The 23,062-nt window shown below is 61.6% G+C and carries 19 protein-coding genes; 16 read left to right on the forward strand and 3 right to left on the reverse strand.

Features of this window, described 5'->3' with window-relative positions:
- Positions 1–26: 26 nt before the first annotated feature.
- The 10 genes from H2LOC_RS10960 (at position 27) to gspD (ending at position 11,617) form a co-directional block, all read left to right on the forward strand.
- Positions 27–794: a CpaD family pilus assembly protein gene (locus tag H2LOC_RS10960; protein WP_136496428.1), complete on the forward strand. Its 768-nt coding sequence runs from the start codon at positions 27–29 to the stop codon at positions 792–794.
- Complete coding sequence (locus tag H2LOC_RS10965) at positions 794–2,056, forward strand: CpaE/TadZ family protein (RefSeq protein WP_136496429.1); 1,263 nt, start codon at positions 794–796, stop codon at positions 2,054–2,056. The genes H2LOC_RS10960 and H2LOC_RS10965 overlap by 1 nt, the downstream gene beginning before the upstream one ends.
- 39 nt (positions 2,057–2,095) lie before the next feature.
- A complete protein-coding gene (locus H2LOC_RS10970) occupies positions 2,096–3,541 on the forward strand; it encodes a TadA family conjugal transfer-associated ATPase (RefSeq protein ID WP_154331629.1) in 1,446 nt (481 codons plus the stop codon).
- 96 nt (positions 3,542–3,637) lie between these two features.
- Positions 3,638–4,621, forward strand: coding sequence for a type II secretion system F family protein (locus H2LOC_RS10975; RefSeq protein WP_136496431.1), 984 nt, complete (start codon positions 3,638–3,640; stop codon positions 4,619–4,621).
- Between the two features lie 161 nt (positions 4,622–4,782).
- A complete protein-coding gene (locus tag H2LOC_RS10980; RefSeq protein WP_136496432.1) occupies positions 4,783–5,754 on the forward strand; it encodes a type II secretion system F family protein in 972 nt (323 codons plus the stop codon).
- A 210-nt stretch (positions 5,755–5,964) separates the two neighbouring features.
- The gene (locus tag H2LOC_RS10985; protein ID WP_162009748.1) at positions 5,965–6,612 is read left to right on the forward strand and encodes a DUF1190 domain-containing protein; all 648 of its coding nucleotides are present in this window, start codon (positions 5,965–5,967) and stop codon (positions 6,610–6,612) included.
- A 105-nt stretch (positions 6,613–6,717) separates the two neighbouring features.
- Positions 6,718–7,842: a PilN domain-containing protein gene (locus H2LOC_RS10990; RefSeq protein ID WP_136496434.1), complete on the forward strand. Its 1,125-nt coding sequence runs from the start codon at positions 6,718–6,720 to the stop codon at positions 7,840–7,842.
- The gene (gene gspM, locus H2LOC_RS10995) at positions 7,839–8,516 is read left to right on the forward strand and encodes a type II secretion system protein GspM (RefSeq protein WP_246206792.1); all 678 of its coding nucleotides are present in this window, start codon (positions 7,839–7,841) and stop codon (positions 8,514–8,516) included. Before H2LOC_RS10990 ends, gspM begins: the two co-directional genes overlap by 4 nt.
- Positions 8,513–9,055, forward strand: coding sequence for a hypothetical protein (locus H2LOC_RS11000; RefSeq protein ID WP_136496435.1), 543 nt, complete (start codon positions 8,513–8,515; stop codon positions 9,053–9,055). The genes gspM and H2LOC_RS11000 overlap by 4 nt, the downstream gene beginning before the upstream one ends.
- A 282-nt stretch (positions 9,056–9,337) precedes the next feature.
- A complete protein-coding gene (gspD, locus tag H2LOC_RS11005) occupies positions 9,338–11,617 on the forward strand; it encodes a type II secretion system secretin GspD (RefSeq protein WP_246206793.1) in 2,280 nt (759 codons plus the stop codon).
- 333 nt (positions 11,618–11,950) lie between these two features.
- Here the strand turns inward: gspD and gspG are convergent, their stop codons facing one another.
- Positions 11,951–12,430 carry a type II secretion system major pseudopilin GspG gene (gene gspG, locus H2LOC_RS11010; RefSeq protein WP_246206794.1) on the reverse strand — a complete coding sequence of 160 codons (480 nt, stop codon included), beginning with the start codon at positions 12,428–12,430 and terminating at the stop codon, positions 11,951–11,953.
- Positions 12,431–12,677: 247 nt separating this feature from the next.
- On the opposite strand from gspG, the gene H2LOC_RS11015 reads away from it, so the two are divergent.
- The 4 genes from H2LOC_RS11015 (at position 12,678) to H2LOC_RS11030 (ending at position 18,802) form a co-directional block, all read left to right on the forward strand.
- Positions 12,678–13,322: a prepilin peptidase gene (locus tag H2LOC_RS11015; RefSeq protein WP_162009749.1), complete on the forward strand. Its 645-nt coding sequence runs from the start codon at positions 12,678–12,680 to the stop codon at positions 13,320–13,322.
- 216 nt (positions 13,323–13,538) lie between these two features.
- On the forward strand, positions 13,539–15,269 hold the full coding sequence (locus H2LOC_RS11020) for a hypothetical protein (protein WP_136496438.1): 1,731 nt from the start codon (positions 13,539–13,541) through the stop codon (positions 15,267–15,269).
- Positions 15,270–15,495: 226 nt separating this feature from the next.
- A complete protein-coding gene (gene recG, locus H2LOC_RS11025; RefSeq protein ID WP_136496439.1) occupies positions 15,496–17,598 on the forward strand; it encodes an ATP-dependent DNA helicase RecG in 2,103 nt (700 codons plus the stop codon).
- A gap of 136 nt (positions 17,599–17,734) precedes the next feature.
- Entirely contained in the window at positions 17,735–18,802 is a 1,068-nt protein-coding gene (locus H2LOC_RS11030) for a linear amide C-N hydrolase (protein WP_136496440.1), read from the forward strand.
- Here H2LOC_RS11030 and H2LOC_RS11035 read toward each other — a convergent pair.
- Positions 18,787–19,599 carry a bestrophin-like domain gene (locus tag H2LOC_RS11035; protein WP_136496441.1) on the reverse strand — a complete coding sequence of 271 codons (813 nt, stop codon included), beginning with the start codon at positions 19,597–19,599 and terminating at the stop codon, positions 18,787–18,789. The genes H2LOC_RS11030 and H2LOC_RS11035 overlap by 16 nt on opposite strands.
- 31 nt (positions 19,600–19,630) lie before the next feature.
- Positions 19,631–20,845, reverse strand: coding sequence for an NADP-dependent isocitrate dehydrogenase (locus H2LOC_RS11040; RefSeq protein WP_136496442.1), 1,215 nt, complete (start codon positions 20,843–20,845; stop codon positions 19,631–19,633).
- 164 nt (positions 20,846–21,009) lie between these two features.
- On the opposite strand from H2LOC_RS11040, the gene H2LOC_RS11045 reads away from it, so the two are divergent.
- Positions 21,010–21,897 (forward strand): phytanoyl-CoA dioxygenase family protein, encoded by an 888-nt coding sequence (locus H2LOC_RS11045; protein ID WP_136496443.1) that lies wholly within the window; start codon positions 21,010–21,012, stop codon positions 21,895–21,897.
- A 22-nt stretch (positions 21,898–21,919) separates the two neighbouring features.
- Positions 21,920–22,882 carry a cation diffusion facilitator family transporter gene (locus tag H2LOC_RS11050; protein ID WP_136496444.1) on the forward strand — a complete coding sequence of 321 codons (963 nt, stop codon included), beginning with the start codon at positions 21,920–21,922 and terminating at the stop codon, positions 22,880–22,882.
- The last annotated feature ends 180 nt before the right edge of the window (positions 22,883–23,062 follow it).

Here is a 23,062-nt window from a genome sequence, read left to right on the forward strand (position 1 = left end):
CGCTCAAGGCCGAGAGGATGGCGCACATGTCGGAACATCGCACAGCCGCTTCAAACAGCGCCGGCTTCGACGCCGGGAGCCGGCTGCACTCCCTGGGGAGAGCGGCGAAGCTCGCTTCAATTTTTCTCGTACTTCCACTGAGCGCGTGCGGCCTCAACAAGGTCTCCGCCCCGCCGGAAGTCGCCTATGATTACCGGGACCGTCACCCGATCGTCCTTGCCGAGACGCAAAACGCCCTGGACGTGTTTCCGCCGCCCGTCGGCGTCCGCCTCGACAATGCGAGCGACCTCAGGATTCGGGAGTTCGTAGCGCGCTACCAGAAGCTCGGCCAAGGCAAAATCACGGTCCTCGCCCCTGTCGGCGGCGCTTATGGCTCCGGCCGGCACGGGCTGGAAGAAATCCGCCGCGCCTTGGTCGCGGCGGGCGCTGATCATTCTCTCTATGTCGCCGAATATCCGGTTACCGACCCCACCATGGCGGCGCCGGTCCGGCTTTCCTTCGTAGGCCTCAAGCCCAAGGTCAAGGGCGGGTGCGGCGAGTGGCCCGACGATCTGGCCTCGGGCGGCTCCCTGGAAGGCTGGCAGAACAAGACCTACTGGAACTACGGTTGCGCGACCCAGGCGACCTTGTCCGCGCAGATCGCGGACCCGCGCGACCTTGCGGCCCCGCGCGGCGAAACGCCGGCCGATATCGAGACCCGCATGCGTGCGATCACCGACGTCCGCAAGGGCCAGGATCCCTCCACCAAATGGGTTACCAAGTCTACAAGCATCAGTGATGTGGGAGGCAATTGATGACGGACGCCAATATCGAACATTCCGGCGCGCCGCCTGAATCCCTGCTGATCGCGCAGATCCCGAGGATTTCCATCCAGGCGTTCTGCGAGACTCAGGAAGTGGCCGAGGTCATACTCAACGCGTCCACCGACCGGCGCATGATCAAGGCTCACGTGAAGGTCCACATGGGAGGCGTCGTCGCTGCGATCGAAGCTTTTCGCGCGGCCCCGACCCCGAACCTCATCGTCGTGGAGTCCGCCGCCGACCGCATGCAGCTCATCGCCAACCTCGACATGCTCGCGGAATATTGCGACCCCGGCACCAAGGTCGTCGTCATCGGGCATGAGAACGACATCGCCCTCTATCGCGCGCTTACGGCGCGAGGCGTGAGCGATTACCTCGTGACGCCGGTGGACGTCCTGCCCTTCATCCAGCATGTCTCGCACCTCTACAACGGACCCGAAGCCGAAACTCTCGGCAGGGTGATCGCGGTGGTCGGAGCCAAAGGCGGCGTCGGGGCTTCGAATGTGTCGCACAATCTCGCCTGGTCGCTTTCGAGGGTCCTGAAATACCAGACCGTGATCGCCGACCTCGATCTCGCCTTCGGCACCGCCGGACTCGACTTCAACCAGGACCCGCCGCAGGGCATCGCGGAGGCGGTCTACTCGCCCGAGCGCGTCGATTCGACCCTGGTCGATCGTCTGCTCTCCAAATGCAGCGACACTTTGAGCCTGCTCGCCGCGCCGGCGACGGTCGACAAGGCCTACGACCTCCCGGAAAACGCCTTCGACCCGGTTCTCGACGTTCTTCGCGCGACAACTCCCTGCACCGTGCTCGATCTGCCCCACGCATGGACCTCATGGGCGCGCCACATTCTCATCGGCGCGGATGAAGTGGTGATCGTCGCAACTCCCGACCTGGCCAATTTGCGAAACGCCAAGACTCTGTTCGACGCGGTGCGCGTCGCCCGCCCCAACGATCGGCCGCCCAAGCTGGTGCTCAATTCGGTCGGCGTGCCGAAACGGCCGGAAATCGCCGCCGCCGAATTCGCCAAGGCTATCGAGGTTTCGCCGGTGGCGGTGATCCCCTTCGAGCCCAAACTGTTCGGCACGGCCGCAAACAACGGCCAGATGCTGGCCGAGATCGAGCCCGGCTCCAAAATCGTCGAGTCGTTCGACAATCTGGCGCGACTCGTCATGGGGCGCACCGATCTGCAAAAATCCAAGAAAAGCCTTCTTGGACCGTTGCTCGAGCGCTTTGCGGGCAAGAAAGCAAGCTGACGCAATCCGAGCCTTTGTGAGAATCAGGGATAGAGCCAAATGTTCGGAAAGCGCACAGAGATCGGCGACAAGGGGGCTGCGCGGAGCCAGAAGCCGAAGGCTCAGCCCGCTCCCGCCTTCACCCCCAGGGCGCCGACGATCCAGGCGCCGCCTCAGTCGGCGCCCCCCGCGCCGGTGGTCGTGCAGACCGAAAGCAAAAAGTCAGACGAATATTACATCACCAAGAGCGTCATTTTCGGCGCCCTGATCGAAGCGATCGACCTCGCGCAGCTGTCCAAGCTCGATCCAGAGAACGCCCGCGAAGAAATCCGCGACATCGTCAACGAGATCATCTCGATCAAGAATGTCGTGATGTCGATTTCCGAGCAGGAAGAACTGCTCGACGACATCTGTAACGATGTTCTCGGCTACGGGCCGCTCGAGCCCTTGCTCGCGCGGGACGACATCGCGGACATCATGGTCAACGGCGCGCTCAAGACCTACATCGAAGTCAGCGGAAAGATCCAGCTGACGAACATCCGCTTTCGCGACAACTCCCAGCTCATGAACATCTGCCAGCGAATCGTCAGTCAGGTCGGCAGGCGCGTCGACGACGCTTCTCCGATCTGCGACGCCCGCCTCATGGACGGCTCGCGCGTGAACGTGATCGCGCCTCCCCTCGCCATCGACGGACCTGCGCTCACCATCCGCAAGTTCAAGAAGGACAAGCTCACGCTGGACCAGCTGGTGAAATTCGGCGCCATTTCGCCGGAAGGCGCCGAGGTGCTCAAGGTCATCGGCCGCGTGCGCTGCAACGTCCTCATCTCGGGCGGCACGGGCTCGGGCAAGACCACATTGCTGAACTGCCTGACCAACTACATCGACCATGACGAGCGCGTCATCACCTGCGAGGACGCGGCGGAGCTGCAATTGCAGCAGGATCATGTCGTGAGACTCGAAACGCGCCCGCCCAACCTCGAAGGGCAGGGCTCGGTGACGATGCGCGATCTGGTCAAGAACTGCCTGCGTATGCGTCCCGAGCGCATCATCGTGGGCGAGGTCCGCGGCCCCGAAGCCTTCGACCTCCTCCAGGCGATGAACACCGGCCACGACGGATCCATGGGAACCCTGCACTCGAACTCTCCGCGCGAAGCGCTGGGACGTCTCGAATCCATGATCACGATGGGTGGATTTTCGCTCCCCGCCAAGACGATCCGCGACATGATCGTGTCCTCGATAGACGTGATCATACAGGCCGCCCGCCTGCGCGACGGCTCGCGTCGCATCACCCATATCACCGAAGTGCTCGGCATGGAGGGCGATGTGGTGACGATGCAGGATCTCTTCGTCTACGAGATCCTCGGCGAAGACGCCAACGGCAAGATCGTCGGCAGGCATCGCTCGACCGGCATCGGTCGGCCGCGCTTCTGGGAGCGCGCGCGCTACTATGGCGAGGAAGATCGCCTGGGAGCGGCCCTCGACGCCTCGCTCGTCGACAACGAGTAAAGAAGCGCGCCGAGATATCGCAAACAGATTCAGCATCCGTTTAGGACGGAAAGATTTAATTCGGTTTTCGAAGGTTCAGGAGTTCGGGAGCGGCCCATGGAGGACGAAACAGGTTTGATCGCGGCGGTCTTGTTCGCCCTCATGGCGGCCGGACTGGCCTATGTCGTCGTCTATCCGTATCTGTCGGACGACGCCAAAGCGAAAAAGCGCGCGGCGACCTTCGTCTCCGCCTCCAGGGAGAAGACCGGCGTCAGCCGCGCCGCGGCCGATCCCGCCAAACGACGCAAGGCGATCGCAGAGTCGCTGAAGGAAATGGAGTCTTCCTCCAAGAAGAAAAAGGTGACGCTGGAACAGCGCATTGCGCAGGCCGGGCTGCAATGGTCCAAAACCAGCTACCTCGTCGGATCCGCCGGGTTCGGCCTGTTTCTCGCGCTGGTGTTGCTGATCGTAAACGGCAATATGCTGGTCACCATCGGCGGCTTCTTCATCGGCATGCTGGGGGCGCCGTCCTGGCTGCTGTCCTTCCTGCGCAAGCGACGGATAAACCAATTCGTCCAGGAGTTTCCCGGCGCGATCGACATCATCATCCGCGGCATCCGCTCGGGACTGCCGGTCGTCGATTGTTTTCGGGTGATCGCGGGAGAGGCGCAGGAACCGGTGCGCGGCGAGTTCCGCCAGATCATCGAGGCGCAGGCGGTGGGCCTCAGCCTCGGCGAGGCGACCGAACGTCTGGTCGATCGCATGCCGATCCCCGAGGCCTCGTTTTTTTCCATCGTCGTGAACATTTCGCAGAAATCGGGCGGCAATCTCTCGGAGGCGCTGGGCAATCTGTCCAATGTGCTCAGAGACCGCAAGAAGATGAAAGGCAAAGTCCAGGCGATGTCGACCGAAGCCAAGGCCTCCGCCGGCATTATCGGAAGCCTGCCTTTCGTCGTCGGCGGCGCCGTCTACATGCTTCAGCCTGCGTATATCATGCTTCTGTTCACGACGAACGGCGGAAAGATAACGGTCGCGGTCAGTCTGGTATGGATGTCGATCGGCGTCATGGTCATGCGCAAGATGATCGACTTCGATATCTGAAGCGTTTTCCGACCGAGGTTTGGGCGCGCGTCTTTAGCAAAAGCATGTCTAATTTTGCGAAAATGCGCTCCAGCCCTTTGCGACGGACGACGATCCCCGCTTTGAAAATCGGGGGCTGAACACAACTTTCGCCTTGAGGGCCGTTTCGGGAAAGAAGCGCAATGGTCAAAGAGATCGTCGAAATGGGCAGCGACCCTCAGCTGGTTTCTAGCCTGCTGGTCGCAATCTTCGTGTGCGCGACGCTGTACTCCGTCATGACGCCCTTTTTCGCCACCGACGTGTTGGCGAAGCGCATGAAAGCCGTGGCCAGCGAGCGCGAAGCCCTGAGAGCGCGCGAACGCGCTCTGGCGAAGAGCAGCGGCGGCCTGCGCCAGCAGCCCAAAGTCTACATGAAGAACGTCGTTGAGAAATTCTCGCTCTCGCGATGGCTCGCCACGGACGACGCCAGAATGAAGCTGGCCTCGGCCGGCTATCGCGGGCCCCAGGCCGAAACGACCTTGCTGTTCTTCCGGGCCGTCACTCCTATCGGCTGCTTTCTGACGACGGTCTTCTATCTGAACTTCATCAACGACTTCGGCCTGAGCGGCGTATCCATGGCCGGCGCCGCCGTGGCGGCGCTCTATGTCGGCATCAAGCTGCCGGAGATCATTCTCTCCAACACGATCCAGAAGCGGCAGGCCTCGATGAAGCGCGCCTTTCCGGACGCTCTGGATCTGATGCTGATCTGCGTCGAATCGGGCATGTCGATCGAACACGCCTTCCGCAAGGTGGGACAGGAGATCGGCGTGCAATCGGTTCCGCTCGCTGAGGAATTCGCCGTCGCAACGGCCGAGCTCTCTTATCTGCCGGATCGCCGCGTCGCTTACCAGAACCTCGCCGCCCGCACAGGGCTGGAGGGGGTCAAGCAGATCTGCATGGTGCTCGCCCAGGCGGAAAAATACGGCACGCCGCTGGGGCAGGCCCTCAGGACCACGGCGCAGGAAGCCCGCGACGCCCGCATGATGGAGGCGGAAAAGATTGCCGCCGCGCTCCCGCCCAAGCTGACCGTCCCGATGATCCTGTTTTTCCTCCCGGTGCTCATCGTGGTCGTCATGGCTCCGGCCATCATGCAGGTCATGGACGCCGGGCTCTGAAGCGTTTTCTCAGCCCGGACGCGCCATTTCTTCGCTCGGGCCTTCCTTCTTCATGCCGGCGGGGAACTGCTCCTCGCCGGCCTATTTTGGCCGCAATGCCTAGGCACTTTACAAAAAATTAGGATTTGATGCATTTACCGGCAAGTCCGCGGCTTTTCGAAACTCGCACCCTCAATGATCGGAGCGGTTTTCTTCGCTGGAGCGGAGAAAATGGCGCTTCGGCGGCACATCCGCATGGTCATGGCGTCAACGAAGCTGACTCGCCCGTTCATCGGCCACGGTTTTCCCCGCTCGGGACGGGGATTACGCGTCCTAGCTTTCACCTCTACACTGGGGTCCGCCGTGTGGAGCGGGACGGCTTTCGCCGCCAAATCCGTGTTTTTCGCCTCGCGCGAGGCTTGCGTCGCCTCGCTGAAATTCAAGCCGGAGGCCTGCGACACCGCTTTCGTCAACGCCGAAATGGAGCGCCAGCGCAACATGGGCGCAGCCATGAGCCAGCTCGATTGCGTGAAGCGCTTTCGCCTGTGCGAATCGCGAAAAGATCCGACCGGGAGCCGAACCTATGAGCCTTCCCTCCTCGGCGTCGAAATATCGAATTCCGGGCGGGGCTGGACCGTGGAGCCGGTTTACGCCGTCGAGCTGCCGCCGGGGCAGATCCATCCTCTGCCGATCTCCCATATTTCCATCGCCCCGCCTGAAGCGCTCGCCGCGCCGGCGCCCTCGGGATACGAGCCCCCCGAAACCGGCAGGCGGGCTGAAGCGGAGGACATCATGACGAAGGCGCGCGCGGCGGAAGACGCCGAACGCGCCAAGGCGGCGCGGCGCGAGCGCATCCGCAACGCCCCCTTCGTGGAATAAAACCGTCACATTGCTGCTACAAACGCCTTCCCCTATGATTTTTGGCGCGACGCGCTTCTCACAGCGGCGCTGCGGCGCCCTCTCCTCGAAAGCCGGGTAACGTCTTTGGCCGATTCTATATGGCGAAAAGAGATCACCACCCAATCCCTCAACCAGGCTCTGAGCGGGTTTTGGTCCTGGTATATGGCGCAAGCCAGGGCGGCGCTGCCGCCCTCGGCGCTCGCCTGGCTGATGGATCGCGGCGAGCGTAAACTGATCGTCCGGGCCGGCCGGTCGGGAATTTCGATAGACGTCGGCGGCGAGGAGAAAGGGTTCGGCGCATATCCCGGCGCGGCTCCTTCGGCCAAGGAACTCCTCGGCCGGCTCTCGCAGGACGGTCAGTCGGTCAAGATCATCCTCGAACTGCCCCGCGACAAGTTCTTCGTGCGCTCCTTTGAGGTCCCGGTCGCGGCGCGCGCTTCGCTGGCTCAATCGCTGCCGAGGGAAATCGAGCGTAAGACCCTGTTCAAGCTCGACGATATATTTTTCGGCCATGTCGTCGCCAGGAGTCCGGGGCGCCCCGACAGGTTGAAAGTGACCCAATGGATCCTGCGGCGGGACATCGCCCAGGCCGCCGTGGAGCAGGCTGATCTCTCGCTCGACGATCTCGACATGGTGAGGCCCGAGCCCGGCAGCGACGGAGCCAACGAACTGCCCGAAATATCGCTGAAGCGGGACGCCAACGCCACCGCCTGGCTTCAAAAAGCCCTGATCGGCATGGCCGCGGGCGGCTTGTGCCTCATCGTGGCGGGCCTCGGCGTTCGCGCATGGCGGGTGGATCAGATCGGCGCGAGTCTCGACGAGGAAATCGCGACGGCGGAGCAACGCGCCGGCGTCGTGAGGTCGATCGCCAACCAGGCGACTGCGGAAGGCGCGCTTCTCACCAGCCTGAGGCGCGAACGGGAAAACGCCCCCTCGCTGGCCGACCTCATCGAGGAAACCGCCCGCATCCTTCCCAATTCGGCCCATTTGACCGAGTGGCGGCTGTCGGAGCCCAAGCCGGGCGAACGGAGCGTCGATCTGGTCGGCTTGGCGGACTCGGCCGCAGATTTGCCGGCTCTGTTCGACAAGTCGCCGATGTTCGTAAATACGACGCTGACGGCGGCGATAATGCCCGACCTGCAGGAAAAGCGCGAACGCTTCTCGATCCAGATGCGGGTGCGCCCGAAGACCCCGGCAGGCAAGAAATGATCCAGTTCAAGCATTGGCGGGACGCCGAAGTCTGGCGGAAGCGTCTTCCTTTTATGGCTGCGAACGGCGCTTTCCTTCTCCTCGTGCTGCTGCTGGGGGCGGCGCCGCTCTATCATATCTTCGTCGAAGGAGAGGAAAGCCTCGCCGAGCGGCGAGCGACTCTCGCCCGCTACGAGGCGGTGGCCGGCCAGGAGGCGGCGGTGCGGGAATACGCCCGCCAGGTGAAGGAGATCAACGCTCACGGCGACCTTCTCGAAGGCTCGACCGCCGGCGTAATCGCCGCCGCGCTTCAATCGAAGCTCAAAGCCATGGCCGAAACCGCCGGCGTGACCGTGCGTTCGATCCAGGCGCTGCCCCCCAAATCGCTCGGCGCCGCTGGAGCCGCCTCTGGCCCGGGCTCGGGCGGAGGCGCCCCCTCCCAACCCGCCGGGGGCGCGGGTCGCGCTTCAGCCCCTCAGCTGTTCGGCGCGCGCGTCGAGGTCTCGGGAACGCCGGAGTCCATCCACAGTTTCACGCGCGCGATCGAGACGGGTCCGCCGTTGCTGATCGCGACGGCCGCCATGCTCAATCAGCCCATCATGATGTGGCGGCCGCAGGGCGAGGAAACGCCGCCGCCCGAAATCTCCGCACAGATAGACGTCTATGGCGGCGCGCTCGCAAAGGATCAGCAATGAATGTCGCTCATCGGCTGATCGCGCTGCTTCACCAGCTGCGTCTTTCGCCCCTCATAGGGGGCGTTCTCGCGGCCGCGGCTCTGTTCGATCTCACCGGCCTGCTGGTCTTCGGCCTGGCGTTTTTTCCCTCGCAAAACGCCGCGCCGGACGTCCGCGCCGACTGGCGGCCGCCGACCCTCGCCAAATACGAGGCCTTGCCGCCCAAACCGGCCAGCGCCGACGTGGAGACGCTGAACCGCCCGATTTTCTCCAAAGCCCGGAAGCCTTATGTCGCCAAGGAGAAAAAAAATCCTTCGGACAATGCGGCGGCGCTCGCCCCGGTGGCGCCGCCGCCGGGCCTGACTTTGGCCGGCGTCACCAAATATCGAAATAAACCCATGGCTTTTATGGTCTCCGCCTCCACGCCGAAAGGTAAATGGCTGGCGGTGGGAGACCAGATCGACGGCTGGTCTGTCACTCAGGTGCAAAATATGGAAATCACATTGGCGAGCGGGGAGCGAATCATTCGGCTGACTCTTTATCCGGAGCCACAGAAATAACTAAATTAAAGTATGGTTAACAGCTTAACGCAAACTGGACACGGCTCGTTCATTCGGCCATTAATCCGGTAACGCATGGATCTGGCCCCAGTAAGAGTGAGCCCCTTGAGTTCGCGCATCTTCAATCTGCTCCTCGGCGTTTCATGCGCTATGTTGCTCAGCGGGTGCGATACTGCCGTTGTCCGCGAACCGGTGATTGGAGAATGGGAGTCGGCTCCCCTCCCCGAAAAATCAAAAGTTAAACCGTCCCGCGGCGGACCGAGCGAGGAAGGCCTCGCGGCGATGGCCTCGGGACGCGGCGGTCCGACGCAGATGATCCGCGGCGACGGCCGCCTCGTCGGGTCCGGCGGCGGAAAGAACGGACGCAACCGTGGGCCGGAGAACCCGGAAGACGGCGTAACGCTCAACATGGTCAACCTGCCTCTGGCGCAGGCCGCCAAGATCATGCTGGGCGACATCATGGGCGTCGACTATGTGATCGACCCCAAGCTCGAAGGAAACGTGACCGTCCACACCGTCCGGCCTCTGACCAAACAGGCAGCGATGTCCCTGTTTCAGTCGGCCTTGCGCTCCTCCGGCTCCGCACTGGTGGAGTCCGGCGGCTTGTACCGCATCGTTCCGGCCGATCAGGCGGCCAATTCCGGCGGAGACATCGTCGTCAGCCCGGGCGGAGCCAACGCCGAGCGGCTCGGTGGAGGGTCGGAAGTGGTGCAGCTGCGTTACGTTTCCGCCGTGGAGATGAAACGCCTGCTGGAGCCGATCTCTCCCCATGGCGCGATCGTGAGCGCGGATCCGGGACGCAATGCCCTCACCCTGTCCGGCTCGCCGCAGGATATCGCCAATATCCGGGACGCCATCGCCGCCTTCGATATCGACACCATGCGCGGCATGTCCTTCGCCCTGGTGCCCGTGACCAGCTCCGACCCCGACGCGATGGCGGAGGATTTGAAAAACGTCTTCGGCGCCGAGAAGGAAGGCCCGATGGGCGGGATGATCCGCTTCATCGGCAACAAGCGCCTCTCCGCCATTCTCGCGATTTCCTCGCAGCCGAAATATCTCGACCGCGCCCGCGCCTGGATCCACCGCCTCGACAATCGCGCGCAGGGCAACGAAAAACAGTTTTTCAGCTATCGCGTGCAGAACCGCCCCGCGAAGGAGCTGCTGCAGATCATCGCCTCGATGTTCGGGACCTCGGGTTCGGGCCGCGGCAACAATGTCGCGCCGAGATTCGGCCAGTCTTCGATGTCCTCATCGGACAGCTCTTCTTCCTCGAGCAGCAGCGGGGGCTTTCCGATCGGCGGCGCCGGCGGCGGCAACACCGGCGGCTCCTCCATAGGCTCTTCCGGAGGCCTCGGTTCTTCGGGCGGGCTGGGCGGCGGCAGCGGCGGGCTCGGATCGAGCGGCGGTCTCGGCGGATCGAGCGGAGGACTCGGATCTTCGGGCGGATTGGGCTCGAGCGGCGGCCTCGGCGGATCGAGCGCCGGCCTCGGTTCCGGCGGCGGCTCGCTGAGCTCGGGCGGGGCCTATGGCGCCAACAGCACGCAAGGCTCCGGCGCAAATTCGGGCCCGCAGACGGTCTCCGTCGCAGACGACCGCTTCAAGCTTGCGGTGGACGACGCCAAGAACGCGCTGGTCATCATGGCCACGCCGGAGGATTACCGCCGCCTGCTGAAGGTCGTGCAGGTGCTCGACGTTCAGCCCAACCAGGTGTTCATCGAGGCGACCATCGCCGAAGTGAGGCTGAACGACGCGCTCAACTTCGGCGTGAACTGGTATTTCCAGCACAAGACCAACAATTTCGGCCTCTCCAACACCTCTGGGACGCAGACCTATCCCAACAACGGATTTGGCGGCAATCTGATCGGCGCGGGCTTAGCGAGCGCCTTCCCCGGCTTCTCCTATGCTCTGCGCGGCGCCAGCGCGATGGTCACGCTGAACGCCTTGAGCGAAGTCACCAAGGTGAATGTGCTTTCGACGCCTTCGCTGACCGTGCTCGACAACAGACAAGCGCAGTTGCAGGTCGGCGACCAGATTTCGGTGACGACCTTCACAGGCTCGTCGATCAACACCAACGGATCCTATTTCAACGGCAGCCAATATATCTCCACCGGCGTCATCCTGTCGATTACGCCGCATATCAGCGAAAGCGGAAACCTGATGCTCGAGCTGGATCAGGAGGTATCCAACGTCGATCCCAACACCCCTCCCGGCGCCCAGAACCCAAACATCCAGCAGCGCCGCATCAAGACCCAGGTGATCGTCGCCGACGGCGAGTCCCTGATGCTCGGCGGCCTGATTCAGGAGCAGCGCGGCAATGGCAATGACCAGATTCCGGTCGCGGGCGACGTGCCGGTTCTCGGCACCTTGTTCAGGCAGCGAACCGACACCGCCACCAAGAGCGAACTGCTCATCATGATTACGCCTCACGTCGTTCACACCTCGAATGACGCGAGAGAAATCACTGCCGAATATCGCAGGAAACTGTTCCAGATCGCCCGCGACTCCAACGCCCGCCCGCACAGCATGGAATCGACGGCGAAACGCATCCTGCTCGATCAGTAAGATCGTCTGACTGAACCGTCGCCGACGCGAGCAGCGCGGCGCGCCAACTCGAAGCCCTCATCCTGAGGCGTCGGGTGGACCTCAGGGCGCAGGATCAAACGGAATTCGTAAGAGTTGGGCTCGCGGCATTTCAAAAACCAAGTGGCGCTCGGCTGGAAAACCGCGCCGAGACCTAAAATGACCTACGGCGAAAATTGCTGGCGATCAAAAATCGGATCGCATCTTCCTGCAGGAAAAGCCTGAAAAGTTCAGCGAAGGCGCGGCGAGCGCCTCCGCCTGTATAACGCGCGCCATCGCCCGTATGACTCATACGAGCGACAGGCGCCATTGCGATCAGTGAGCGGCGTCGCGGTTGCGCGACACGGTCACCTTGCCGCCGTCGCGTCCTTCGGGGCCGACGGAGCCGATGTCGTAAGGACCGTTCTGGCCGGGAGCGCGATAGATATAAGCATGGCCCCAGGGGTCTTTCGGCACACTGTTCGATTTCAGATAGGGACCATTCCAGGCCGAGGCGTCGTGAGGCCGCTGCACCAGCGCGCCCAGGCCTTCCTCCGTGTTCGGATAACGCCCGGTGTCGAGATAAAAGAGATCGAGCGAACTCGCGATATTCTCGATCTGGATTTGCGCGGTCTTCACTTTGGCGTCGGACAGATAGTTGAGGACGCGCGGCCCGACCAGACCCACGATCAAACCGATGATGCCCAACACGACGAGCATTTCGATGAGGGTGAAGCCTGCCCCCGAACGGGCGCCGCGCCTCGCCAATCGCACGCGCCGCTTATACGACAGATTTGTGAATACCGCCTGTGTCATGCTGTGAGATCTCGCCATCGCGTTGTGCCGCGCTTGTTCGCGTTTGCAGAGCCGTTCCCGTAGAAGCCGACGGGCATATCGGGCTCCGCCCGTTGAGCCGGCGCTGCATCATTCCGCTCGCGCGCAAGCATTGCGAGCGAAAGGCGCGCTGGACCGCCGGCATTATGTTATGGAATTGACCGCGGTTCAATGACAGTCGCGAGAAGCGCGCCTGCACTTCATGAGCGGCGTTGGAATTGTGAACGGCATGAAAGAAATAGCTGCGGCCATGCTCGTTGCGGCGCCTTCCCGACGCAGGCGGCGCAGGCGTCTCATCGCTCTTTTCCTGGACGGCCTCCGCGCGCGCGGCGAAGGCGCGAGTCTCGTCCACGTGCTGTGGCTGTTCCTCGCGAGCTTAGCCTTTGTCGTCGTGAAAGGCCCGCATGACGCTTTGCAGCTGACCGCGCTTCTCGCGCTGTTCGCCTCGCTCATGGCGACGAGCCTGTTCGACGCGGCCTATCTCATCGTCCCGGATCGGCAGATCGGGGTCATGCTGGCCTCCGCAGCCCTGTTTCTGACGCGTTTCGACGGCGCGGAAATCCTGGCGCATATCGCAGCCGCCGCCGCGGCGTGGGGTTTGCTGACGCTGGTTTCCTTCGCCTATGAGCGCCGGACCGGACGAAGCGGACTGGGAGCCGGCGACGCCAAGCTGTTCGGAGCGGCCGGCCTGTGGCTCGGACCGGCGGGACTGCCTTCCTGCCTGCTGGCGGCGGTCGCCTCCGCTCTGGTTTCGGCGGCGATCGAGCGAAAAGCCGGCGCGCCGGCGGCCCATGAGCACGTCCTGCCGTTCGGGCCGCATCTCGCCCTCGGCCTTTGGCTCACCCTCGCCTTCGGCCCGCTGGACTGGATTTGATCGGGAGGCGCTGGTTGATTTCCAATTGAGACGCAGCATGTGAATCTGGAACGTGGCTGAGACCGTCGGCGGCGGAGCTCAAGCCGCTCGATGCGTGCGCAGCAGATATTCTCTTTCCATCGCGCATATTCAGCGCACTGTGAGATTAGACACAGCGATAGTCACACCAGGGGTGCTAGCGATCGTTGTAATTCATTCATTCGAGGGAGGCGGAAAATGCCAGCCACTTATGACCAACTGTACAAACAACTCCATATTGGCGCGGAAAACGAATTGGCGGGCACAGTTATAAAACTGTGGGACGAGCAAAACAAAAAATGGACGGAAGATCGGATAGAATATGGCAAACCGATAGCAAGGACATACGCCCAAAACGCCTTCCAGCTTCCTGGCCGCTCATTCTCGCGAGTGGAACTGCACCCTGATCAAGTCAAAGGTAAAACAGCTCGCTTGGAGCATGTCGGCGGTCCTCGAGAGACCCTCTCGGATTCGGAAGAAGTGGCTTTGCGCGAATCCTGCAGGATATTGATTGAGACGATACGCACCTTGAAACCCGAAGATAAATACACCTCAACTCGAGGGGAAACCCTCGACAGTCTGCTCAAACGCTACAATGCTAAAATAGAAACACATAAAAACCAAGACGTGCAAAAATACGCGCTCGAACCGGCCAACAAGATTGCCGGATGCGTCTATTACGTGTGCTCTAATGACGTAAAATCGGTAATACCTCAGATGAATTTTGAGATCCCGTTTAGAAAAATTGGTTATATTCCAACAAATGGCGACGACCCAAAAAGCGATATCGCCTTGATATTCAACGATTCATGGGACAAGAGCGAAACACAGAAGCAGATTTTCATATTGTCACGCACAAAAGCCAATGAACTTGTTGACAAATTTTTACACAAAGCAGCCGAAGATTTCTATAAAGAGCGCTATAAAGGACAAGAACTAGTTAGTATTTCCGGAATAAAACTTGCAAAACTTAGGTCTTTATTTACACTGTATTACTTCGTGCACTCAGTTGAGTATTCAAAGAGCACCGGAACAGCAAACGATCTAAATATAAAAGACTCATATGTAACACTTCCAAAGATTGCCATAAATGATATCATAAGGACCGTCTTGAACGACAGGGACAAGCAGATTTTGCTTTCAATAGTAACCGGAGAAAACTACCTTAAGTTCAAAACAGCTATGACTAATGACGTGAGGTTCATTCTCAAATCTATAAACTCCCAAACAAAAGAACCGCTTCAGACCTTCTTCAGATCGCTTGACCAAACCGCAAAATTTTTGGAAGCGACGCAATTGTCCGCCGATAAGGCACGAGAGGCCAAGGATAAGGAAATAAAATCAAGTAATATAAAAGCATCACTCAAAAACAGAAGCAGCGACTATTATCAGAAAGAGACCAATAAGGCTGCGGAAGACGCAAAGAAACAATTTATATCTGATAATAAAGATGGCCAGAAATACTCTCTAGGAAAAAAAGAGGATAGGCTCAATGCAACGCATGACGCAGTTTTTCTTCCTCACGCGCCGTCTGAAGACGGACGCACACGCTACGCTGCGGAGACCGACACGTCATACGGCCAAGGGCTCAGCGATAATCCGGCGACGCCGAAAGATGGAAACGACGAGAATAAATGGCCTGAGAATGAGCTCCATTTAAGACCCGACACTCCCACCTTTAAGCCTACGCAAGCCGTCATGTACCAATATTCGAAAGGCGTTGGTCCAGGCGGCGTGGCGAACGAGGGAACAGAGCCGGTCGTGCTGTTTGAGACCCGGCACGATAGTCACCAGTTTTCAAAAGGAGCCGCCATGTCGTTTGGAGGTCTGATAAAGTCGGTTACAGAAACTCATAAAGATTACGTCAAGGCGATCGCCGACGCCCAACGCACCGCGCCGGGCACGCCGAAAAATTTCCAGTTTGTATGAATGGTCCGACGGGAAATGCAACGCCTGAGCGCTTTGAACCTTCGAAGGCGGCTGGGGAAAAGGGAATTTCTGGCGATCTCGCATTCGCGGGCGTTGCGTTTCGCGTCGGCGTCCACCGGCCTGGTCTTGGGAATTTACGTCGTGTTTTCTTCATGCGAACTGGTAACCGCTTCTCGCCAACGCCGGCGCATGACAAACCGCCCGCTTTGCGCGACATTGCCCGCAAATGCGCCCCACCCTACTCGATCCCCTCTTCGGCCGCGCCGAGACGCTTCCCGGCATAGGACAGAAAACCGCCAAACTGCTGGACCGGCTCCTTGCCAGGCCCGGCGAGCAGGCGCGACTGATAGATGTTCTGTTTCACGCCCCGATCAATGTCGTCGACCGCAGGACGCGTCCGACGCTGGCGGAGGCCCCGCTCGACGCCATGGTCCTCGTCAAGGTGCGGGTGGTCGAGCATCGGCGCCCGCAGGGGCGCTACGCCAAGGGACCGTTCAAGGTGCATGTGGAAGACGAGACCGGCGACGCGGAGCTGGTGTTTTTCCTCGCCAACCCCGAATGGATAGAACGAAGCCTGCCGGTCGGCGAGATCCGCTGGGTTTCAGGCAAGCTCGAACTCTATGACGGCCGCCGCCAGATGGTTCATCCCGACCGCGTCCTCGACGAGGCCGGGCTCGCCAAGCTGCCAGCCGTGGAAGCCGTGCACGGATTGACCGAGGGACTGCAGCAGCGCTTCGTGCAAAAGGCGGTGGAGGGCGCGCTTGCGCGCCTCCCGCGCCTGCCGGAATGGCAGAACCCCTCCGTTCTCGCCGCCAACAAGCTGCAGAGCTTCGAAGAGGCGCTTCATCGCCTCCATCATCCGCAGGAGCCGGCCGACATAGCTCCGGGCGGTCTCGCCCGCCAGCGACTGGCTCTGGACGAGCTTCTCGCCGAGCAGCTCGCTTTGCGCCTGATGCGATCGAAGATGAGGCGGGCGCCGGGGCGCCGCCACCAAAGCGAAGGGCGGCTCGCGGCGAAGATCGAGGCCGCCCTGCCCTTCGCCTTGACCGGCGCGCAAAAACGCACGCTGGAAGAAATCCGCGCCGATCTGTCCTCCGACCAGCGTATGTTGCGGCTGGTCCAGGGCGACGTCGGCTCCGGAAAGACCATCGTCGCCGCGCTTTCCATGGCGCATGTGGTGGAATCAGGTCGTCAGGCCGCTCTGATGGCGCCGACGGAGATTCTCGCCCGCCAGCATTTCGAACGGCTCGCGCCCCTGTTCGCCGCCGCGGGCGTGCGCGCCGTCCTGCTGACCGGCCGCGCCAAACCCTCCGAGCGGGCAAGCCTGCGCGCCGCGATCGCGCAGGGCGAAGCCCAGGTCGTGATCGGAACCCATGCGCTGATCACCGGCGATCTTTCCTTCGACGACCTCGGCCTCGCCGTGGTCGACGAACAGCATCGTTTCGGCGTCGCGCAGCGCCTCGCCCTCGGCGCCAAGGGCGAGGATGCGGATATTCTGGTGATGACCGCTACCCCGATCCCGCGCTCCCTCGCCCTCACTTTGTTCGGCGACATGGACAGCTCCATTCTCGACGAGAAACCTCCCGGCCGCACGCCGGTCAAAACCCGGGCCCTGCCCCAATCGCGCATCGGCGAGGTCGTGGACGGCCTGAAACGCGCGCTCGACCAAGGCGCGCGGGCCTATTGGGTCTGTCCTCTGGTGGAGGAGAACGAGGATCTCGATCTCGCCGCCGCCGAAGACCGTTTCGAGGACATGCAGCGCATTTTCGGCCCCCGCGTCGGCCTCCTCCACGGCAGGATGAAAGGCGCTGACAAGGACGCCGCCATGGAGGCGTTCCAAAGGGGCGAGACGCGCATCCTGATCGCCACGACCGTAATCGAAGTGGGCGTCGACGTGCCGGAAGCGACCATCATGGTGATCGAGCACGCCGAGCGTTTCGGCCTCGCGCAGCTTCATCAGTTGCGCGGACGCGTCGGCCGCGGCGGGACTGAATCCTCCTGCCTGCTGCTTTACAAGGGCCCGCTGGGAGAGACCGCCGGCGCGAGGCTGAAAATGCTGCGCCAGACCGAAGACGGGTTCCGCATCGCCGAAGAAGACTTGCGCCTGCGCGGGGAAGGCGAGATTCTCGGGGTGAGGCAGGCCGGCCTGCCGGGTTTCCGGCTGGCGGACATTCTGGCCCACGCCCGGCTTCTGGCGATCGCCCGCGACGACGCCGAGCTGATCCTGCGCAAGGACCCGGATCTCACCGGCGAGCGCGGCGAAGCGCTACGCGTGCTGCTTTATCTTTTTGAACGCAACGAAGCGGTAAAATTACTGCGCGCCGGTTGAGAGTATTATTCCATTGTAGATGAGCGCGAGCTAAGCTTGACCAGACCAATGTTCTAGAGCTTTTCCAGCCGAAGTGGACGCCGGTTCGGCCAGGGAAACGCGTTAAAACAAAAGACTCGAGGCGGGGAGCAAGACGATGAAGGGCAAGCGTATCACGGCGATAGGCGTCGTTGCGGCGACATGTCTCAATATTTCGGCATCGCTCGCCTGTTCCCGCATCACCTGGCTCGGTCCCGACGGGCAGGTGGTCACGGGCCGCTCGATGGATTGGCCCTATCCGTTCAACGCCAGATTCTACATTATCCCGAGAGGAACCCAGAACGACGGCGCCGGCGGAACCAATTCGCTGCGCTGGGCCAGCAAATACGGAACCGCCGTCGTCGCAGGAACGACCGACCCCAGCGGCCCGGTCGACGCGACCTTCGACGGGATGAACGAGAAGGGCCTCGGCGCCAATCTGCTATATCTCGATGAAGCCGATTTTGGACCGGCGCCGACCGACGACAGGCCACGCATCTCGGTCGGGGCCTGGGTTCAATATGTGCTTTCGAGTTTCGCCAGCGTCGGGGAAGCCGTCGCGGCGATCGGAGAGCAGTCGGTCTATATCGTTCCGGCGAAGTTTGGGCCGGGAAAGACGCATTCGACGGTGGTGCATCTCGCCCTGTCCGATTCCTCCGGCGACTCCGCCGTAATCGAATTCCTCAACGGCAAGCCGGTCATTCACCATGGCCGTGAATTTCAGGTCATGACCAACAGTCCGACCTACGACGAGCAGCTGACGCTCAACAATTACTGGAAAGGGTTGGACGGCTCCAAGTTTCTTCCCGGTTCTTATCGGTCGGAAGACCGCTTCGTTCGCGCGTCCTATTATTTGAGCCAGTTGCCGCAGACCAAGGACGAGCGAAAGGCGGTCGCAGGCGTGATGAGCGTCATTCGCAATGTCTCCGTTCCCTGGGGCAAGGTCGATCCCGAGCATCCCAATCTCTCGCCGACCTATTGGCGAACCGCGTTCGACCACAGCCGGATGATCTATTATTTCGAGTCGACGCTGAGCGCCAACAGCGTCTGGCTCGATCTCAAGAAGGTCAATTTCGGGCCGACTTCCGGCATTCGCACGGTCGCGCTGGAGGGGAACTACAACATCCAGGGATCGGTCAATACGGCGTTCAAGCCGGCCAAAAACATCAATTATCTCACGCCCTGAACCGGATGGGCCGCAGCGCCCTGCAGCTCCGCGAGATATTTGGCGATGCCGCCGGCCGTCTCGATCATCGGCCCCTGGTCGACATTGATATATCCGACCCCGGGACGGTCGATATCCTGAATGAGCAGGATGACGCCGGCGGAAAGAACGCACATCACATAGACGGGCGCCCGCCATTGCCGGCGCTCCAGCCCGCTCGAAAAGCCGGAGAAGCCGACGGCGACGAAGGCTATGGCGTAAAGCGCGAGAAAGACGATGTTGGGAACGCGATTGCGAAAAGCGGTCAGGCGCTTCTGCTGATTGTCGAACATCTCGTTCAGCGCCTGGATATAGACTCCGACCGGGACCATGGCGTTGTCCTTGGCGGCGACGGTCCTGGCGCGCTTCCACAGCGCTTCCTGAATATCGTTCGAATGCGAGATGAAGGCGCCGGCCTCGGCCGAGGTCGGAACCGTTGCGGTGAAATCCAGCCTGATCTGGACGTAATCCTTGAACAGCTTCAGGCTTTCGAGATCATGCGGGGCCGGCAGCAGGCGCGCGCGCAACGCGGCGGTTCCGATTGAATTCGCCTCGGCGAGGACGGCGTCGCGCCGCTCGTCGAAGCGCGCCAGCGCCATCGAAAAGGTGAAGCCGAGCATCAACGCCATGAGGCCGAGGATGGCGGCCTCCAGCGTCGTAACATTCGCCTCCGCCTCGGCGCGCGAACCCAGCTGATGGCCGATTTCCGCGGCGGTCAGCAGGGCCGCGACGCTCGCAAGCAGAATGGCCGGCAAAGGATAGGCCGCAAAATCGATCATCGAACCGCCCCCCCGGCGCCGCCCGCCTGAATCAGCCCGCCATCGCCTTCCTGAGATTGGCGTCGATCTTGTCGAGAAAGCCCGTCGTCGACAACCATTTCTGGCGCGGGCCGATCAGCAGCGCCAGATCCTTGGTCATGAATCCGCTTTCGACCGTGGCGACGCAAACCTCTTCCAGCGTGGCCGCAAAACGGGCCAGTTCGTCGTTGCCGTCGAGCTTGGCGCGATGGGCGAGGCCTCGCGTCCAGGCGAAGATCGAGGCGATCGAATTGGTCGATGTCGCATGGCCTTTCTGATGCTCGCGATAATGGCGCGTCACCGTGCCATGGGCGGCCTCGGCCTCCACGGTCTTGCCGTCGGGGGTCATGAGCACCGAGGTCATGAGGCCGAGCGAGCCGAAGCCTTGCGCGACCGTATCGGACTGCACGTCGCCGTCGTAGTTCTTGCAGGCCCAGACATAGCCGCCGGACCATTTCAGCGCGGACGCCACCATGTCGTCGATCAGGCGATGCTCATAAGTGAGCCCCTCGGCCTGGAACCTCTCCTTGAATTCCGCGTCGAACACCTCCTGGAACAGATCCTTGAAGCGCCCGTCATAGGCCTTCAGAATCGTGTTCTTGGTGGAGAGATAGACCGGGAACTTGCGCGCGAGGGCGTAGTTGAAGGTCGCATGGGCGAAGTCGCGGATCGATTCGTCCAGATTGTACATCGCCATAGCGACGCCGGCGCCGGGGAAGGAGAACACCTCCTTCTCGATCACCTGGCCGTCGTCGCCGGTGAATTTGATGGTGAGGCGGCCCTTGCCGGGGACCTTGAAGTCGGTGGCGCGATATTGGTCGCCATAGGCGTGGCGGCCGATGACGATCGGCGCGGTCCAGCCCGGCACCAGCCTCGGCACGTTCTTGGCGATGATCGGCTCGCGGAAGATGACGCCGCCCAGAATGTTGCGAATCGTGCCGTTGGGCGACTTCCACATTTCCTTGAGATTGAATTCCTTCACCCGCGCTTCGTCGGGCGTGATGGTCGCGCATTTCACCCCGACGCCATATTGCTTGATGGCGTTGGCGGCGTCGATCGTGACCTGGTCGGCAGTGGCGTCGCGGTTCTCTATCGAGAGGTCGTAATATTTGAGGTCGATGTCGAGATAGGGGTGGATCAGCTTTTCCTTGATGAAAGTCCAGATGATTCTGGTCATCTCGTCGCCGTCGAGCTCGACGACCGGATTCGCCACCTTGATTTTCGCCATTGTCCGTCACCCCTTGAGATCATCAGGGCTATAACATCCGTGTGCGGCGCCGCAAAGCCGAAGCGATGGGCAGGCTCTCTTCTCCCCGTGAAGCCGATTTACTTAGGACGCGCGAAGGTCTTAGATGGCTCGGAATGCAGCCGCGATAAGGGGATGCGAGACGCATGGATTCCGATCTTCTTCCCGGCGTGCCGCTGGTCGAAAGCCCGCTGTTTGCATCGGAAATCGACAAACTGCCCGCTCAATATCGCGCCGTCGCCGCCGACCTCAACGAGAAAGGCTATGCGGTCGTCGACTTCCCCGACGCCGAGATTGACGGCCGGATAGAGCGCATAAGAGAGGCCCTCGCCCGCAAATTCGATTGGCGCGACCCCGCCGCCTGTCCCTTGAGCGCAAGGACGCAGGACGCCTGGAAGTTCGACGCGGACGTGCGCGCCATCGCCTGCAACGCGACGGTGGTCGAAATGCTTTCGGCCCTTTACGGCCGGCAAGCCTTTCCCTTTCAGACCCTGAACTTTCCCGTCGGCACCCAGCAGCCGGCGCACAGCGACCACATCCATTTCTGCTCGATCCCCGAGCGCTTCATGTGCGGCGTGTGGGTCGCCTTCGAGGACATAGACGAAAGCAACGGGCCCCTGTTCTACTATCCGGGCTCCCATAAATGGACGAGCTTCCAAAGCGAACATCTCGGCATTTCGTCCAAGAGAGATTCCTTCGAAACGGCGGTCCACCGCTTCACCCGCCTTTATCAGGAGCTGCCGGAAAAGCTCGGGCTGCAGCGCGAAACCTTCCTCGCCAGAAAAGGCCGGGCGCTGATATGGGCGTCCAATCTCGTCCATGGCGGCAGCCCGCATACGGACTGGACGCGCTCGCGCTGGAGCCAGGTCACGCATTATTTCTTCAAGGGCTGCGGCTACACCACGCCGCTGGTCAACGACACCCACCAGGGCAAGACCAAGTACCGCAGGATCGTGGACGCGACCGACGGCCGCGTCGTTCCCAATGTCATCAGCGGCGCGCCGCGGCCGCGGTTCGCATTGCGGTTTCCGTGAGCACATGGGGGGCGACGACCGCATGAGCCACGATCACCATGACGGCCACCGCCACGTTCACGGCGATTCCCACGACAACCACAACCATTCTGGAAAGCACGTTCACGCTCCCGCCGCTTTCGGAATGGCCTTCGCCGTCGGCATAGGACTCAACAGCGCATTCGTAATCGCAGAAGTCGTTTATGGCTTTCTCGCCAATTCGGTCGCGCTGCTGGCGGACGCGGGCCACAATCTCGGCGACGTCCTGGGCCTTGTCGTCGCCTGGATCGCGAGCCTGCTGGTCAAGCGCGCGCCGACGACGCGCTTCACCTACGGGCTGCGGGGATCTTCCATCCTCGCCGCCCTGTTCAACGCGGTCTTCCTGCTCGTCACGGTCGGGGGAATCTCATGGGAGGCGGTTCAACGCCTCGGCGCGCCGGAGCCGGTAGCCGAAAAGACCGTGATGGCGGTCGCGGCGGCGGGCATCGTCATCAACGGCGTCACCGCATGGTTGTTCGCATCCGGCCGCCAAAGCGACATCAACCTGCGCGGAGCCTTCCTGCATATGGCCTCCGACGCCCTGATATCGGCGGGCGTGGTCGTCGCCGGCCTCATGATCCTGCTCACGGGCTGGCTCTGGCTCGATCCGGCGGTCTGTCTCGCGATCAGCGCGATCATCATCTGGGGAACATGGGGAATGCTGCGCGAATCCGTCGGCATGTCCATGGCCGCCGTGCCGCCTCATATCGACGCCATGACGGTCCGTTCGTTCCTGGCCGCTCAGACCGGTGTCGCGAATGTCCATGACCTTCATATTTGGCCGATGAGCACGACGGAAACCGCTTTGACCTGCCATCTCGTCATGAAGGACGGGCATCCCGGCGACGCATTTCTCCACGATCTGGCCGCGGAACTCGCGCGGCGGTTCAGGATCAATCATCCCACCATTCAGATCGAGATCGATCCGCTGCTCGCATGTGCGCTCGCGCCGGACGATGTCGTATAGGGCGCTCGCGCCCATCCGATCGTCCCGGACCCCGCCTGGAGTCTCTTCATGTTCCATGGAAACATGAAGAGACTCCAGGTTTTTGCTTTGACGCGTTTCCCACGCCGAACCGGCGTCCACTTCGGCTGGAGACGCTCTGTTTTTTGCTTTGACGCGTTTCCCACGCCGAACCGACGTCCA

It is taken from the genome of Methylocystis heyeri (assembly GCF_004802635.2).
GTDB classification, from domain to species: Bacteria; Pseudomonadota; Alphaproteobacteria; order Rhizobiales; family Beijerinckiaceae; genus Methylocystis; species Methylocystis heyeri.